This is a genomic window from Bacteroides mediterraneensis (assembly GCF_900128455.1).
Taxonomy (GTDB): Bacteria; Bacteroidota; Bacteroidia; order Bacteroidales; family Bacteroidaceae; genus Phocaeicola; species Phocaeicola mediterraneensis.
In genome coordinates, this window is sequence record NZ_LT635783.1 from 1962309 (window position 1) to 1976342 (window position 14034).

Genomic DNA, 14034 nt, shown 5'->3' on the forward strand with positions numbered 1-14034 from the left:
GGCTGAACATTCTTCGTCCTGACGAATGATGAGGTATCACAAAAAAGGGAGAACCCGGCGCAAAACCGAAGGTTCTCCCTTTTTTTGAAGATTCTTTCTCAGGTCATTCTGCCACCTTCTTGACCACCAGTGTGTGGTTGTTGGCATCCCGCCATTCTGCCAGCAGGGCATACAGCTCCTTGTAGTTGGACGGAGTCTGCAGCTGTCGGCTTATCCGGAGGCTGCGGGTCACTTTCACGCCGTCTTTCGTCGGCTGGTAGCTGAAGGCAACTTTTCCGCAGGCGTTGCTGACTTCCTTGTCGGTGCGCGGGGTGACTTTCATTCCTTCCGGCAGACAGACAAAGGTTTCCAGTGTACAGTTCATTGTTCTCGGCAGAAGGATGCTTTCAGGAATGGTCGTGTTGGGCGCATACGTATAAAGGGTACGTACGGGTGTCGGGTCGGGCAGGGCAACGATTCCCCAGCCTTCGGCGGGCTGTTGCAATTGGGTTTCGTCTACTTTCAGGGTGTCGGTCTGCTGCATATCTTTGGCACTCAGATAGGCTTCCATCGTCAGGGGTTTGCCTTCCAGGTTGGTCACTGTCAGGAAGGGTTGCAGGCAGGCTTCTTCCGTACCGGTCAGGGCGACCTTCTCGGGCATCAGCTTGCTTTGGGCTACTACCGATACGAGGCCGGACAGTCCCTGATTGTCTTTCGTGGACGGACGCAGGGCGCAGACGGCCACTTCTGCTTCCAGTCCGGCAGCCTGCTGCAAGGTGACATCCAGGTTCACCAGTTCCGCTTGGGTACCGTAGGCTGAGCGGATGACTTCCGAGGCCGGACGCAGGCGGTAGCCGGCTTCTTGCAGGGATACCCCGCAACGTCCCAGCTGATACAGGCCGGTCATGTAGTCGGCAATGGCATTACGGATGGCCTGCGGATTGCCTTCAATTCCTTGGGTCAGTTCGGCCACCTTGGCTTCAATGACGGAACGGCTGCCGGGCTGGAACTGGGCTTTCAGGCTTTTCAGGGCTTCGTCGTAACGCGGCCAGGTGGAGGCTATGAAGATGGGCATCATGCCGCTGCTCACTGCCTGTACCTGTCCTATGGCTCCTCTGGCAGAGGGATAGGCGTACGGACGGGATTTCACATCTTTCAGTGTCCAGGTAAAAGTTTTCATGCCGCTTCCTTGGGTGATGGCCGGTTTGGCGGAAGCGTTCAGCAGTTCGTAGTGTACCGCTTTCCCGGCCGGAACGTTCAGACGGAAGGTATATTCCTTGATGGGGGAAAGTTCTTTCACCGGGCAGCATACATCCAGTTCCGGCAGGTAACCAGCCTTGCTCACGATGGAATAGTCCAGTACGATGGTGGCCCCCAGTTCGAGTCCGGTGTGCACCACGACCATCTCTTTCAGGCGGTTGTAGGCCGGGGCATTGGCGGCTGCCGAGGGGAGTACCTCTACCAGGGCGTTGGCCGGAGTCTGGATGACGGTACCGTCCTTCTGACGGGTGTAGGATTCGTGGATTTCCAACTTCTGGAATTCTGGGTCGTACACGATAAAGGTTTCTCCATACAAGCTGTTCATGGCGGCATGCGTGAACAGGGTCAGTTCCTTTTGTACCCGTACCTCCTGGCTGCCGTCGGCCCGCAGGGTATAGGTCTTCGAAAGTTTGCGGAACTCCGCTTCCGATGCGGCTTTGGCCGGCAGGACAGCCAGCAAAAGCATTCCTATGATTCCTATGTAAATCGATAATGTTTTCATTGCTTTTCGTTTCATGTTAAGCCCTCGCATAAGGGATTACTTTTTGACTACCATATATTCTCCATATCCTTTGGCGGTGTTCACTGCCTTGCGGAAGCTGTCCCAGTCGGCTGCTTCATAGACACGCTTCTTCAACCGAAGGGAGGTTTTCAACTGCAGCTGGTTGCCACTCTGTTTCAGGCTTCCGGTGAATCCGGCACCCGTACCGTCCATCTGGTCCTGTTTTTCCTTTCCTTGCCATTTGTATCCGGCCGGGAGTTTCAGGTTTTCTTCCATTTCAACCAGACGGGAGCAGCCGTCCTTGAAGCCGTAGGCCCGTTTCTCCAGACGGGTATCAATCCGCAGGTAGGAGAGGACCTGGGTGTAGAGGTTGTTCAGTACGAAGGGCTTGAAGATGAGTTCGCCTTCTTCGCCTTTCAGGGCGTATCCTGGAATGGTATAGCGGAACGTAATCCGGATGGGAGCTTTCTGATAGTCTTTCGGCGCACGACCATAGTCCACGCTTTCTAGCCGGGCTTTCGGGGAGACGTTCAGCAGCTGGCGTTCCATGGAATGTTTCCATTCACTCTGGAAGCCGGTGGTGAAAATGCGCCGGATGTTGCTGTCGCTCTGTCCTTCGGCTTCGATGGTGAAGGAGCCTTTCAGTGCGCCCTTCTCGTCGAGGGTGTTCTGGGCCTTGATGCGCACGTAATGGTTTTCCGGGTCGGAAATCGGAGTCAGGCACAGGTCGGTGCCTTCCGGGGTGCCCGGCAGGTAGTTCTGCTGCTGTTCGGCACTGCTCCACAGTTCCCGGCAGAAAGGTACCCAGGTCGGGTCGAGGGGCATCAGTGTACCGTCACTGAGCTTTACCACGGCCACACAGTGGTTGAAATGGTCGGCAGGGATGGTCTCCACGCGGCTGCCCGCCATGGTCATGGCCGGGAAGGCTTCGAATCCCGCCATCCGCAGGAAGGAAATCAGGGTACCGGCAATGTCCTTGCACACGCCGCAGCGGTCGGTGTAATCCATCTGCAGGTTGTGCAGGGTGAATCCTTCACCTTTCCCCATGGAGATTCCCGCATAACGGATGTTGTCGGCCACCCAGTGGGTCAGTACGGCGATTTTCTCCATCTCGGTCTTCTTGCCGCGAATCAGTTCGTCTACCTTCTTCTGGGCTTCCGGAATAGCAGTAAAGCTGCCGTAGTCTTCATTGACGCCATAAAACCAGCGCGACTTCTCTTTCCAGTCGGCTGTGGTAGACATCATCAGCTTCGGTGCGGCGTCATAGAAATCCACCATGTTCGGTTCGCGGCGGAAGGGCATGATTCCGTCCTTGGCGAAAGTGTAGACTTTCCGTCCGTCCTCGTAGCGCATGGAGGAGGCACAGTCGCCCTGATAGAACTGGAACTGGATTTCTTTTTCGGCCGGAAGGCTGACGCGGTACACTTTCCGCAGGGTCGGCTCGGTGGCCCAGAAGGGCACGATGTCGTAGAACTGCCCGCGCATCGGGGGAATGAAACGGGAGTCGTCTCCTTCCTGCGGCAGGTCGACCAGCAAGGCGTAGGTGAATCCTTTCTTGTTGATTTCATAGTCGACGATGTCGCCCGGTTTCAGGGCACCCAACTCCAGCATAATCTGGCGGGCTCCCCAGTAAATGGCTCTGGCCGGAGCGGCATAATCGCAGGCCTTGCTCACGTCGACCATCGTATATGTCCCGTCGGTGTGATAGATGGTCACCCGCTTGAAGGTGGCGGCGGCTGTCAGCGGGTCGTAATCGTATTTCAATACCCGTTGCTGCAAGGCTCCGGCAGGTGTCTGTACCCGCACGGCCCGGCAGACCGCAAACGAACCTTGTCCGGTGGGTTCTACCGTTACACTCGTACTGTCCAATAAGTTCACACAAGGATAGCTGGCATACTGTTTATCCAGCGCAATGTTCCCGCCGTTTCTCCACGACTGGGCATGTACCACCGTTCCTCCCAGCATCAGGATGAAGGTGCCTACAAAAAATAGTTTTGTCTTTCTCATATTCCTTTTAATAGGTTTCCTGATTATAAAAACGGCATAAATTTATACATTCTTTGTGTGATGACCTAATGCTTGTGTGCTTTTATTTTTATATCGATTAAAAAAGTGTCAAAATGATATTTCGAGCGAGGCTGTGCTGACTTTCGATGAAGCGTCCATTCCCGTAATTATTTATTCTTAAATCCCTCCGGAATTGCACAGAGTTTGGTATATTTGTAGGAGATGAACCTTAAAACAATGCAGACATGAAACACATTCTGATTCTTTTGTGTGCCCTGCTGGGATTGGGCAGCTGCCAGGGTGGGAATTCCACCCAGATAGACAACCGGACGGTGGCGCAGTTCGACGTGGCCCGCTTCATGGGAAAATGGTATGAGATAGCCCGCTACGACCATCGTTTTGAAAAAGGAATGAGCCGTGTGACGGCCACTTACACCTTGCTTCCGAATGGGCGCATCGAGGTGCTGAACGCGGGATACAAGGACGGGAAATACAAGGAAATCACCGGTAAGGCGAAACAGCCCGATCCGAACGATCCCGGCAAACTGAAGGTATCGTTCTTCCTGTGGTTTTATGCCGACTATTATGTGCTCGACATCGACCCGGACTACCGCTATGTGCTGATTGGCAGCAGTAGCGACAAGTATCTGTGGATTATGAGCCGGGAAGAGAAACTGCCCGACGGCGTGCTTCAGCAACTTCTTGATGAGCTGCGGAAACGCGGATACGATACAGATAGGCTGGTGTTTAATTGATAGACGGATTTCGAGAACGGAAAGCGTTTGTAAGATAAAAATCTCCTGCTTTAGCTATTTTCACAAAGGCAAAGCAGGAGATTTTTTGGGGGGGGGCAATCGGTAAGAAGGTTGCTGTCTCAGGCCCGGAAACCGATGCGGCGTGTGGGCTGCGGTTCCAGTTTCAGTACCCGGTTGCCGCAGAGGTGACGGCTGGCAGCCTGTACGTCTTCCACCTCAATGGTGCGGAACAGAAGGGCGTCGTCGGGCAGGGTAGGCAGCGACATGATGCGCCGGGCCATGCTCTTGATGAGACCCTGCTCTATCAGGTTGTGCACCCAGCGCCCGTTGCCGAAATGGGCGTCCCTGGGGGTGGTAGCTTCCACGATGAGGCGATACAGGGCCTCGTCTGCGGCAGGCGTCAGCTGGAAGCTCCGTTTCTCCAGGTAGCGGTGCGCCATCTCCCGCAGCTCGTTCGCCGTGTAGTCGTCAAAGTGGAACTGGAGCGGGAAGCGGTCCTGCAAGCCCGGGTTGGTGCGCATCAGCAACTGCATCTTGTCCTCGTAGCCGGCCAGGATGACAATCAGGTCGGGATTGGGTTCCGAGAGTACGGGGAGCAGGGCATGGATAACTTCCTTGCCGAAGTCCCTCGTTTCCTCCCGGGTGGTCACCAGCGTGTAGGCCTCGTCGATGAAGAGCACGCCGCCCCGTGCCTCTTGGATGGCTTCTCTGGTCTTCTTTTCCGTCTCCCCGATGAATTCGCCCACGAGGTTCGTGCGGCAGGTCTCCACGGTATGCCCCACGGAAAGCACTCCCATCCGATGGTACATCTGTCCGATGAGCTTGGCCACCGTAGTCTTTCCCGTACCGGGATTGCCGAGGAACAGCATGTGGTGACGGTTCTCGTGCGACGTATCGAGTCCCAGTTCCTGCCGTTTCTTGGTGAAGCGGGCCAGCATCCGTGCCTCCTCCAGGTCTTCCTTCAGTCGCGCCAGTCCCACCATCTTCTGCAAGGCCTGTTCGGCATCCGGTTCTTTGTCGGCAACATCCTTCGCCGGCAGGTCGTCGGTTCTTTCCAAGTCGAGGTCATCGCTTCCTTTCGGTGCGAGACTGTCGGTTCCCAGAAGCATGTCTTCCTCGTCAAACGGCAGGGCAAGCAAGTCGGCCGGAGTCTCTTCATCCGGGTCGGCATCGGCAGGGCGGTCGGGAGTATAAATTGTGTTCTGCTCAGTGAAGAGCCGTTCCATTGCCTCACTGTAGGTCCGCAGCTGGCAGGTGGCCCTCAGTGCCCCATAGAAGATGAAGCGGGGACCAGAGGTACCGGTCTGCTCCAGCCATTCTCCCAGCAGGTCGAGCAGGAGAGTATCCTGGTCGGAGTAAGTCAGGTAGGGCACTTCTACCACTACCACCTTCTTCTGGCTGATTTCCTGCTGAAGCTGAGGCCATTTCAGAGAACCGTTCAGCAGTTCCCGCAAAGAGAAATGATAGCAGGATGACGCCCGCTTCTCACAGAAATGGAAGGCCAGCAGACGGATGGCACAGGCATGGGCCTGGTCGCCCGTCACGAGTAAGTGGGGCACGGGAAGCTGACGGCTGTCGAGGGCATGGAACAGCTCGATAAACTGCCGGATGAAGTTGCCGTCGTTTCCCTCCCGCACCAGTCGGTCGAACAAGGGCAGGAAACAGAATTTCTCGGCAAAGTATCTTTCTTCCGGACGGGTCTGGAAATCCTCCACCTCGGTCTTGTCCCAGCGTTCGTAGCCGGCATAGAGTTCCAGGAGGACCCATCCCATCGGACGCCCGTTGCGGTAGACATAGATGCGGTAGAGGCCGACACCCCATACCTCATCAGAACAGATGTCGAAGCGGACTTTGCGGAGATTTTTTCTCGGCAGTTCGCGGGCATCGCAACCTAAGAAACGGTATTCGTCGGAATATACGCGGATGGAAAGTTCCTGCGCATCGGTAAAGCCATCGGGATGAGAGAGTTCCACAGCAAGGTGGTTCCGAGCATATTCGGGAGCATAAAGTTCTTCGGAAAAAGTGCGGGAAGCACGTAACATAAGATTTTTCATATACAACAAATGGATTTTAAAGTGAAAAAATAAATGGATAAAGCTGAAACCTGCAGGCACGAACGGTCTGCGGGAGTAGAAAGGTCCCTCTCGTTTCCCCATTGAAAGAGAGGTACGCGCTAGTACGTCAAAGAGCACAACCATCCCGGCCTCCTTGTCGGAAGCAATGATTCATTCGATTCCTAAGCTGAGAAAAATCCAATCAGGACCTCAGCGGAACGTAACGAAAACTCGGTGTGACATCTTTAACGATCATTTGTTGTATATAAAATCAAAGTGCGATGAAATCTCCTTTAGGCGGAGGTTCGGGACAAAGATAAGCATAACTCTTGAATTAAAGAAGAATAAATTAATAATTAATAATGAATAATGAATAACGGCGTGGAGTGCGCACAAAAACTTCTGTTCTTCTGTGCTTATGTCTATATTTAAAAGACAGAAGAACATAAGAACAAAAAATAAAAGAACGACGGCGTGGAGTGCGCACAAAAACTTATGTCCTTTTGTGCTTATGTCTATATTTAAAAGACAGAAGAACATAAGAACAAAAAAATAATGAATAACGGCGTGGAGTGCGCACAAAAACTTATGTCTTTCTGTGCTTATGTCTATATTTAAAAGACAGAAGAACATAAGAACAAAAAATAAAAGAACGACGGAGTGGAGTGCGCACAAAAAAATATGTTCTTTTGTTCTTATGTCTATATTTAAAAGACAGAAGAAGATAAGAACAAAAAAATAATGAATAACGGCGTGGAGTGCGCACAAAAACTTCTGTTCTTTTGTGCTTATGTCTATATTTAAAAGACAGAAGAACATAAGAACAAAAAATAAAAGAACGACGGAGCGGAGTGCACACAAAAAAATATGTTCTTTTGTTCTTCTGTCTGAAAAAAAGAAAACGTCCACGGATATAACGGGAAAAAGAATACAGGTAAAGCGCTTGTGGGATTGGAAGATTATCCCTAATTTTGAGTGTAGATAAAAATGAAGAATATGGGTCACACGAATTTTAATCTGCAACGGTTTCTGGATGCTCAGGAAGACATGTATCCCGTAGCATTGAAGGAAATCCGGAAGGGCGGCAAGCAGAGCCATTGGATTTGGTATATCTTCCCTCAGGAGAAGGGACTGGGCTACAGTTACAATTCACAATTCTACGGATTGGACGGCGAGGAGGAGGCCCGGGCCTATCTGGCGCATCCGGTACTGGGAACGCGTCTGCGGGAAATCACCCGTGCCTTGCTGGCGCATCGCGGACATCGTACACTACGGCAACTGATGGGTTCGGAGGTGGACGTGCTGAAACTGCACAGTTCGATGCAGCTGTTCGACAAGGTCTCCCCGGACGATGTGTTTGCCGAGGTGCTGAAAGCGTATTTCTCTAGATAAGATAAGAAGAAGGAAGCCATGAAAGATATCCGAATAACCGTGATGCGCAAGGCGTGCTACCACGACCTGATGGCGCAGTACGAGAATCCCCTTGAACATCCCTGCGATATGGAAGAAGGGCAGGTGTTCATCGCCCACGGCTGGGAGAAGCCCGAGGGACTGTGTGAGAGTGCGTGGCAGAGCATGTCGCCTTTCGTGATGGCACTGGCGCACGGGGGAAGCAATTTCTACGACGGCTGGATGAAGAACGAGCGCTCGGCCATGATTTCGTGCAACGACGGTTTCCGTCCGGTAAGTTTCCTGATTGAAGTAATCGATTAATACCGAAGAATATGTTAGCTTATACTTATATGAAACAGGGGCAGTTCGCCTTGCTGGAGAAGCCGATGCCCATGCTGAAAGACCCGAAGGATGCCTTGGTGCGCGTCACCTTGGGAAGTATCTGCACCAGCGATTTGCACATCAAGCACGGCAGTGTGCCGCGGGCCGTACCGGGCATCACGGTGGGCCATGAGATGGTGGGTATCGTGGAGCAGGTGGGAGCGGAAGTCACGAACGTGAAGCCGGGCGACCGGGTGACGGTCAATGTGGAGACTTTCTGCGGAGAGTGTTTCTTCTGCCGCCACGGATATGTGAATAACTGCGAGGACCCCGACGGAGGTTGGGCACTGGGTTGCCGTATCGACGGCGGTCAGGCGGAATATGTGCGGGTGCCGCATGCCGACCAGGGGCTGAACCGTATTCCCGACGGGGTGACGGACGAGCAGGCGCTTTTCGTGGGCGACATCCTGGCCACTGGCTTCTGGGCCGCGCGCATCTCGGAAATCACGCCCGACGATACGGTGCTGCTGATTGGGGCCGGACCTACGGGAATCTGTACGCTGCTCTGTGCCCGGCTGAAGCATCCGCGCCGCCTCATCGTGTGTGAGAAGTCGGAAGAGCGCATCCGTTTCGTGCAGACGCATTATCCCGAGGTACTGGTCACTACCCCGGAGCAGTGTCAGTCATTCGTGAAAGCTCACAGTGCGCACGGTGGGGCCGACGTGGTCATCGAGGTGGCCGGAGCCGATGACACCTTCCGTCTGGCTTGGGAATGTGCCCGTCCGAATGGCATCGTGACCGTTGTCGCTTTGTACGACCGTCCGCAAGTGCTTCCCTTGCCCGACATGTACGGTAAGAACCTCACCTTCAAGACGGGAGGGGTAGACGGCTGCGACTGTGCCGAAATTCTTCGGCTGATTGCGGAAGGTAAGATTGATACCACACCGCTCATTACGCACCGCTTCCCCCTCAACAAGATAGAAGAGGCCTACCGCATCTTCGAAAACCGTCTGGACGGGGTGATTAAGGTGGCGGTAACTGAAAAAGTCGAGCCTTATGCAGGAGATACGGACTGGCAGCGTATTGCCCGGACCAAACAATCTGATTTCCGTCGGAACTGTTTGCGGGTGGGATGTGAGGCCAATTCATTGAATAGGCAGGATGGTACGAAGAACTATTATGGAAATGTGCTTCAGGAAAAGGATGCCCGGAAAGGATTGAATTTCTACGAAGGTTTCCGGAAAGAAATCTTGTCTGCCATAGGGGCGTACAGACAGCCGTTATGGGCCAACCTGCTCCGTAGTGAACATATTCCATGGAACCTGTTTTTCCCGATGGGACTTACTTCCCGCGCAAAAGAAGCTTGTGGTGAACTCTTTCGGGAGTTGACGGGACTGGATGTGAAGGAGGTGACTTGTATCCGGATTGAGTATGCTCCTTCTCCAAGAAATACGGCCGATGGGTGGCGCTATTTGAATGACGGTACCTCGTTTGACTGTTACATTGGGTACAAGGATAATTCGGATGCTTTCTGTGGAATCGGCATAGAAGTGAAATACACGGAGATGGCCTATAAGTTGCAGCCGGGTTCGTCTGAATATAGGCATACCCGGGAGAAACTGAGTGAAGAGTATCTGCGTGTCACCCTTCAGAGTGGATGCTATCACATGCTTTCTGCTGTCACGGACGAGGAAGCCTTTCCAAAAGTTCTGATAGAAGATGATTACCGTCAGCTGTGGCGCAATCACATGCTTGGTATGTCGATGGTGCAGCATCATGATATCTGCCGTTTCTTGTCGGTTCATTTATATCCTTCTGGGAACAGGCACTATGAGAAGGTGCTTCCTGAATATGAGTGCCTGTTGACAGAGAAAGGCCGGAGCACCTTCCTTCCTCTTACTTATGAGCGGTTGTTTGAAGCAATGGGGCATTATGTGTTTTTCTCTTGCGAGGAAGACAGAAAATGGAAAGAATATTTGCAGGACAGGTATTTGTATTGAGAATTTGAAAGATGTTGTTTTAAAAATAAAGAGACTATGCGAAAAAATTTTGGAGTAAACACATGGTTGTACCCGATGCCCGTCTTTATCGTGGCTGCGTACGACGAGAATGGAAAACCCAACGCCATGAATGCCGCGTGGGGAGGAGTTTATACGGACAACATGGTGGGCATCTGCCTGGCTGAAGGCCATAAGACGACCCAGAACATTCTGGCTACGAAGGCTTTCACCGTGAGCATGGCGACAGCCGGTCAGGTAGTGGCCTGCGACTATGTAGGTCTTGTTTCCGGGAAGAGAGAGCCGGACAAGTTTGCCAAGGCGGGCTTCCATGCCTTGAAGTCGGAGTTCGTGAATGCCCCGATTATCGAGGAATTGCCGATGACCTTGGAATGTGAACTGGTTTCGTACGACAAGGAGAGCAACCACCTGGTAGGCCGTATTGTCAATGTGTCGGCTGCAGAAGAGATTCTGGACGAGAACGGAAAGATTGACCCTGCCCGTCTGAAACCGATTACCTTTGACCCGATTCATCACCAGTATCTGGCCATCGGTGAGAAAGTGGGCAATGCCTTCTCCGACGGGAAAGCATTGAAGTAGAATCAGTGAGGTAAAAAGAGGCCGCCACGTGTCTTCAGCAGGATGCGTGGCGGTTTTTTCATTCTGCCAGATTAGGAATTGCGGCAGATAAATCTTACCTTTGTGTGTACGAAAGGATTAAAACGAAACGGCCATGAACAGACTTTATCCGGTAGGCATACAGAATTTCGAAGATCTCCGCAGCAGGGGATATATTTATGTAGACAAGACCTCTCTTTTATATAACCTGGTACAGACTGGGAAGTATTATTTCCTGAGCCGTCCCCGTCGGTTCGGGAAGAGCCTGATGATTTCCACATTGGAGGCTTACTTCCAGGGAAAGAAGGAACTTTTCAAGGGACTTGCCATGGAAAGTCTGGAGAAAGACTGGACGGTGCATCCCGTACTGCACATGGATTTGAATACCCGCAACTATTACGATGATGCATCTTTGCTGGGTATTCTGAATCAGAATCTGGAGGGATGGGAGAAACTGTATGGCGATGAGAAAAAAGACCGTGTGCCGGAAGAACGTTTCATGTATGTCATCCAGCGGGCGTACGAGCAGACGGGGCAAAAGGTGGTGATTCTGATTGATGAGTATGACAAGCCGATGCTTCAGACCATTACAAACCCGGATTTGCAGACTCGTTTCCGCAACACGCTCAAGGCGTTCTACGGGGCGCTCAAGTCGTGCGACGGTTCTATTTATTTTGCCATGCTGACGGGCGTGACGAAGTTCAGCAAGGTGAGCGTATTCAGCGACTTGAACAACCTGCGCGACATTTCCATGGTGAATCAGTATGCCGAGATTTGTGGTATCAGTGAGGCTGAGCTTCACCAGTACTTTGACGAAGACATTCATGTACTTGCTGATAAATTAGGATTGAGTTTTGAACAGACCTGCGAGCAACTGAGAGTGAACTATGACGGCTATCATTTCTGCTACAAGTCGGTAGGCATGTACAATCCTTTCAGTTTGCTGAGTACCTTTGCCAATATGCAGATTGGGAGCTATTGGTTCGAGACGGGCACGCCGACCTACCTGGTGGAACTGATGAAGCTTCACCATTACCGGGTGGATGAAATCGAGCACATCGTGACCAGCGGTCCGGTACTGGACTCCATCGATGCGGCTTCCACGGACCCGGTACCGGTCATCTACCAGAGCGGGTACCTGACCATCAAGGACTACAATACGGAGTTTGAGAACTATACGCTGGGTTTCCCGAACCGGGAGGTGGAGCAGGGCTTCTTCCGCTTTCTCTTGCCTCACTATGCGTCGGTGAGCACCAGCAAGTCGCCCTACGAGATTCAGTGCTTTGTGGGTGAGGTGCGCAAGGGGGATGTGGACGGTTTCCTGAGCCGGTTGCAGACGTTCTTCGACGATACACCCTACGAGCTGGCCCGCGAGCGGGAAGTGCATTACCAGAATATCCTCTACATCGTGTTCAAGCTGATGGGTTTCCACACGGAAGTGGAATACCGGACTTCGCGCGGCCGGGTGGACCTGGTGCTGAAGACTTCCGACTACATCTACGTGATGGAGTTCAAGTTGAACGGCACCGCCGAGGAGGCCTTGCAGCAGATAGAGGAGAAAGGTTATGCTTCGGCTTTTGCAGCGGACGGTCGGAAAGTGGTCAAGGTGGGGGTGAACTTCAGTGACGAGACCCGGAGCATCGAGCGGTGGATTGTTGATTAAAAATTATTTGTGTAGAATAAGAGGGTGTGTCAAAACTAAAATGACTGCTCTTTAAAGTTACAGATTATAATTATAATATTTAAAAGGGGCCGTATCAAACTCTGTATTGAGTAATGATGCGGCCCTTTTTTAGTCTTTAAGGGTACTCAAATTTCAAATTATAAGTTCATTTTTTCAAAAAATGAATTTTGACACACCCTCTTATTAATTTGTTTATTATAAGTTTTTTAGTTTTCTGATCCTTTCAGTTCCCCAAATAGCAAAACCATCATAAATGATAAGGTCAGGCATAGTTTGTGCGGTATAAATATTTTTTTCTCTTGGTTGGAGGTTTTTCTTATACCATCGGTTAATGATAGTTACAGACCTATTAGGATAATATGCTTTTTTCCTGATATTTAGTTCTGGCTGCCAATATGAAATAATCATTGTTTCACACAATTCTACATCTTTTCTTGTATGTGGATTGTCGTCAGAAAACTTTCCAATCCAAATTTCTTCATTTCGTAAATAATGAACAATATGTGTTTTATCTGCTAAATATCTATTATAAATATATCCTTCTTTATTCATAGAAATGCCACAATAGCTTCTGACTTTTTGTTTATTTATTGGTATTCCTGTAACGATATAGAAAAAATAATTTAATGTATGATTATATTTTTTCTCCCATTCAATAAGGGATTCAATATTAAAAAATGGTCCTACCCATTCAATTGTATATAAATCATTTGTCATAATTCTATTTCCCTCCAAAAAACTTCTTCTTGTAATACGATTCGGCGGTATAGAGTGCCGCTGCCGGATTGTTGCCCGTCACACGGTCCTTGGTGACGAGGGTGGTGACGTACGCTTCCGAGTATTTGTAGAACAGGCTGTCGTGCCCCACACAGAGACCGATGACCACGTTCAGGTCGGTGTGTGCCTCGTTCAGCAGGCGGGCTTGCAGAATCGGGTTGCACATGGCGGCCCCGATGCTCTCACACTGGGCAGGGATGCCTACTGACGTCTTGGGCTGTCCGGCCACCTTGCAGATGACGGAATATGCCTCGAAACCGTTGGCGCGGAGGATGCGGGCGAAGATACGTGCCTCGCGGATGAGGCCGATGCAGTTGGCAATGCCGATGCGGTGCGCACCGATTTTCCGGGCAAACTCCATGATTTCCTGTACGCGGGTCCACTGGCAGTAGCCTTCGTATTCCACTTCCGCACTGGCCACCATGATGTCGTGGTTGCGGTCCTCTTCGTAACGCTCCAGTGCCCATTGGCGGTCTTCCTCCTTCAGGTGGGTCGTCAGGCAGAAATCGGGATAAGTGCGGTCTTTGAATTTGCAGTTCTGTGTGCCGCAGTCCACACAGGTAGGTGTCGTTTCTTTTTCCATGTGATGGGTGTGATTGGTTTAACAGGGGGCAAATATACGAGATTTATTTCCAATTGGTAGACAGAAATCCGCATTTGGTGGATTCTATTTTCAGAAATGGGAACA

At 51.5% G+C, this 14034-nt stretch carries 10 protein-coding genes and 2 pseudogenes; 7 read left to right on the forward strand and 5 right to left on the reverse strand.

All coding sequences use genetic code 11. The features are described 5' to 3' along the window. Positions 1–103 precede the first annotated feature (103 nt). The gene (locus BQ7480_RS08080; RefSeq protein ID WP_072542465.1) at positions 104–1741 is read right to left on the reverse strand and encodes a DUF3857 domain-containing protein; all 1638 of its coding nucleotides are present in this window, start codon (positions 1739–1741) and stop codon (positions 104–106) included. 36 nt (positions 1742–1777) lie between these two features. Then, positions 1778–3706 carry a DUF3857 domain-containing protein gene (locus BQ7480_RS08085; RefSeq protein ID WP_394332652.1) on the reverse strand — a complete coding sequence of 643 codons (1929 nt, stop codon included), beginning with the start codon at positions 3704–3706 and terminating at the stop codon, positions 1778–1780. Positions 3707–3993: 287 nt separating this feature from the next. Here BQ7480_RS08085 and BQ7480_RS08090 point away from each other — a divergent pair, with 287 nt between their 5' ends. After that, positions 3994–4503 (forward strand): lipocalin family protein, encoded by a 510-nt coding sequence (locus BQ7480_RS08090; protein ID WP_072542466.1) that lies wholly within the window; start codon positions 3994–3996, stop codon positions 4501–4503. A 119-nt stretch (positions 4504–4622) separates the two neighbouring features. Here the strand turns inward: BQ7480_RS08090 and BQ7480_RS08095 are convergent, their stop codons facing one another. Next, complete coding sequence (locus BQ7480_RS08095) at positions 4623–6557, reverse strand: AAA family ATPase (RefSeq protein WP_072542467.1); 1935 nt, start codon at positions 6555–6557, stop codon at positions 4623–4625. A gap of 987 nt (positions 6558–7544) precedes the next feature. Here BQ7480_RS08095 and BQ7480_RS08110 point away from each other — a divergent pair. From BQ7480_RS08110 to BQ7480_RS08130, 6 genes and pseudogenes are all read left to right on the forward strand, one after another. Beyond that, the gene (locus tag BQ7480_RS08110; protein WP_072542470.1) at positions 7545–7949 is read left to right on the forward strand and encodes a DUF1810 domain-containing protein; all 405 of its coding nucleotides are present in this window, start codon (positions 7545–7547) and stop codon (positions 7947–7949) included. A gap of 18 nt (positions 7950–7967) precedes the next feature. Then, a complete protein-coding gene (locus BQ7480_RS08115) occupies positions 7968–8270 on the forward strand; it encodes a TIGR04076 family protein (protein WP_072542471.1) in 303 nt (100 codons plus the stop codon). Between the two features lie 11 nt (positions 8271–8281). Beyond that, positions 8282–9316 (forward strand): annotated as a pseudogene (locus BQ7480_RS08120) (alcohol dehydrogenase); the annotation flags it as partial. Between the two features lie 27 nt (positions 9317–9343). After that, positions 9344–10270, forward strand: a pseudogene (locus BQ7480_RS18380) (PGN_0703 family putative restriction endonuclease); the annotation flags it as partial. A gap of 36 nt (positions 10271–10306) precedes the next feature. Continuing rightward, entirely contained in the window at positions 10307–10867 is a 561-nt protein-coding gene (locus tag BQ7480_RS08125) for a flavin reductase family protein (protein ID WP_072542472.1), read from the forward strand. Between the two features lie 133 nt (positions 10868–11000). Continuing rightward, complete coding sequence (locus tag BQ7480_RS08130; RefSeq protein WP_072542473.1) at positions 11001–12548, forward strand: ATP-binding protein; 1548 nt, start codon at positions 11001–11003, stop codon at positions 12546–12548. Between the two features lie 216 nt (positions 12549–12764). On the opposite strand, the gene BQ7480_RS08135 is transcribed toward BQ7480_RS08130, so the two are convergent. After that, positions 12765–13286, reverse strand: a complete 522-nt coding sequence (locus BQ7480_RS08135) for a hypothetical protein (RefSeq protein WP_072542474.1) — start codon at positions 13284–13286, stop codon at positions 12765–12767. Positions 13287–13290: 4 nt separating this feature from the next. Then, entirely contained in the window at positions 13291–13929 is a 639-nt protein-coding gene (locus tag BQ7480_RS08140) for a DUF1847 domain-containing protein (protein ID WP_022352664.1), read from the reverse strand. Positions 13930–14034 lie beyond the last annotated feature (105 nt).

Excerpts from the sequence above, each read along its gene's own strand:
- BQ7480_RS08095 (WP_072542467.1), bottom strand. The coding sequence starts at position 6,557 with ATGAAAAATCTTATGTTACGTGCTTCCCGCACTTTTTCCGAAGAACTT.
- BQ7480_RS08090 (WP_072542466.1), top strand. The coding sequence starts at position 3,994 with ATGAAACACATTCTGATTCTTTTGTGTGCCCTGCTGGGATTGGGCAGC.
- BQ7480_RS08085 (WP_394332652.1), bottom strand. The coding sequence starts at position 3,706 with ATGCTGGGAGGAACGGTGGTACATGCCCAGTCGTGGAGAAACGGCGGG.
- BQ7480_RS08125 (WP_072542472.1), top strand. The coding sequence starts at position 10,307 with ATGCGAAAAAATTTTGGAGTAAACACATGGTTGTACCCGATGCCCGTC.
- BQ7480_RS08115 (WP_072542471.1), top strand. The coding sequence starts at position 7,968 with ATGAAAGATATCCGAATAACCGTGATGCGCAAGGCGTGCTACCACGAC.
- BQ7480_RS08110 (WP_072542470.1), top strand. The coding sequence starts at position 7,545 with ATGAAGAATATGGGTCACACGAATTTTAATCTGCAACGGTTTCTGGAT.
- BQ7480_RS08080 (WP_072542465.1), bottom strand. The coding sequence starts at position 1,741 with ATGAAAACATTATCGATTTACATAGGAATCATAGGAATGCTTTTGCTG.
- BQ7480_RS08135 (WP_072542474.1), bottom strand. The coding sequence starts at position 13,286 with ATGACAAATGATTTATATACAATTGAATGGGTAGGACCATTTTTTAAT.
- BQ7480_RS08130 (WP_072542473.1), top strand. The coding sequence starts at position 11,001 with ATGAACAGACTTTATCCGGTAGGCATACAGAATTTCGAAGATCTCCGC.
- BQ7480_RS08140 (WP_022352664.1), bottom strand. The coding sequence starts at position 13,929 with ATGGAAAAAGAAACGACACCTACCTGTGTGGACTGCGGCACACAGAAC.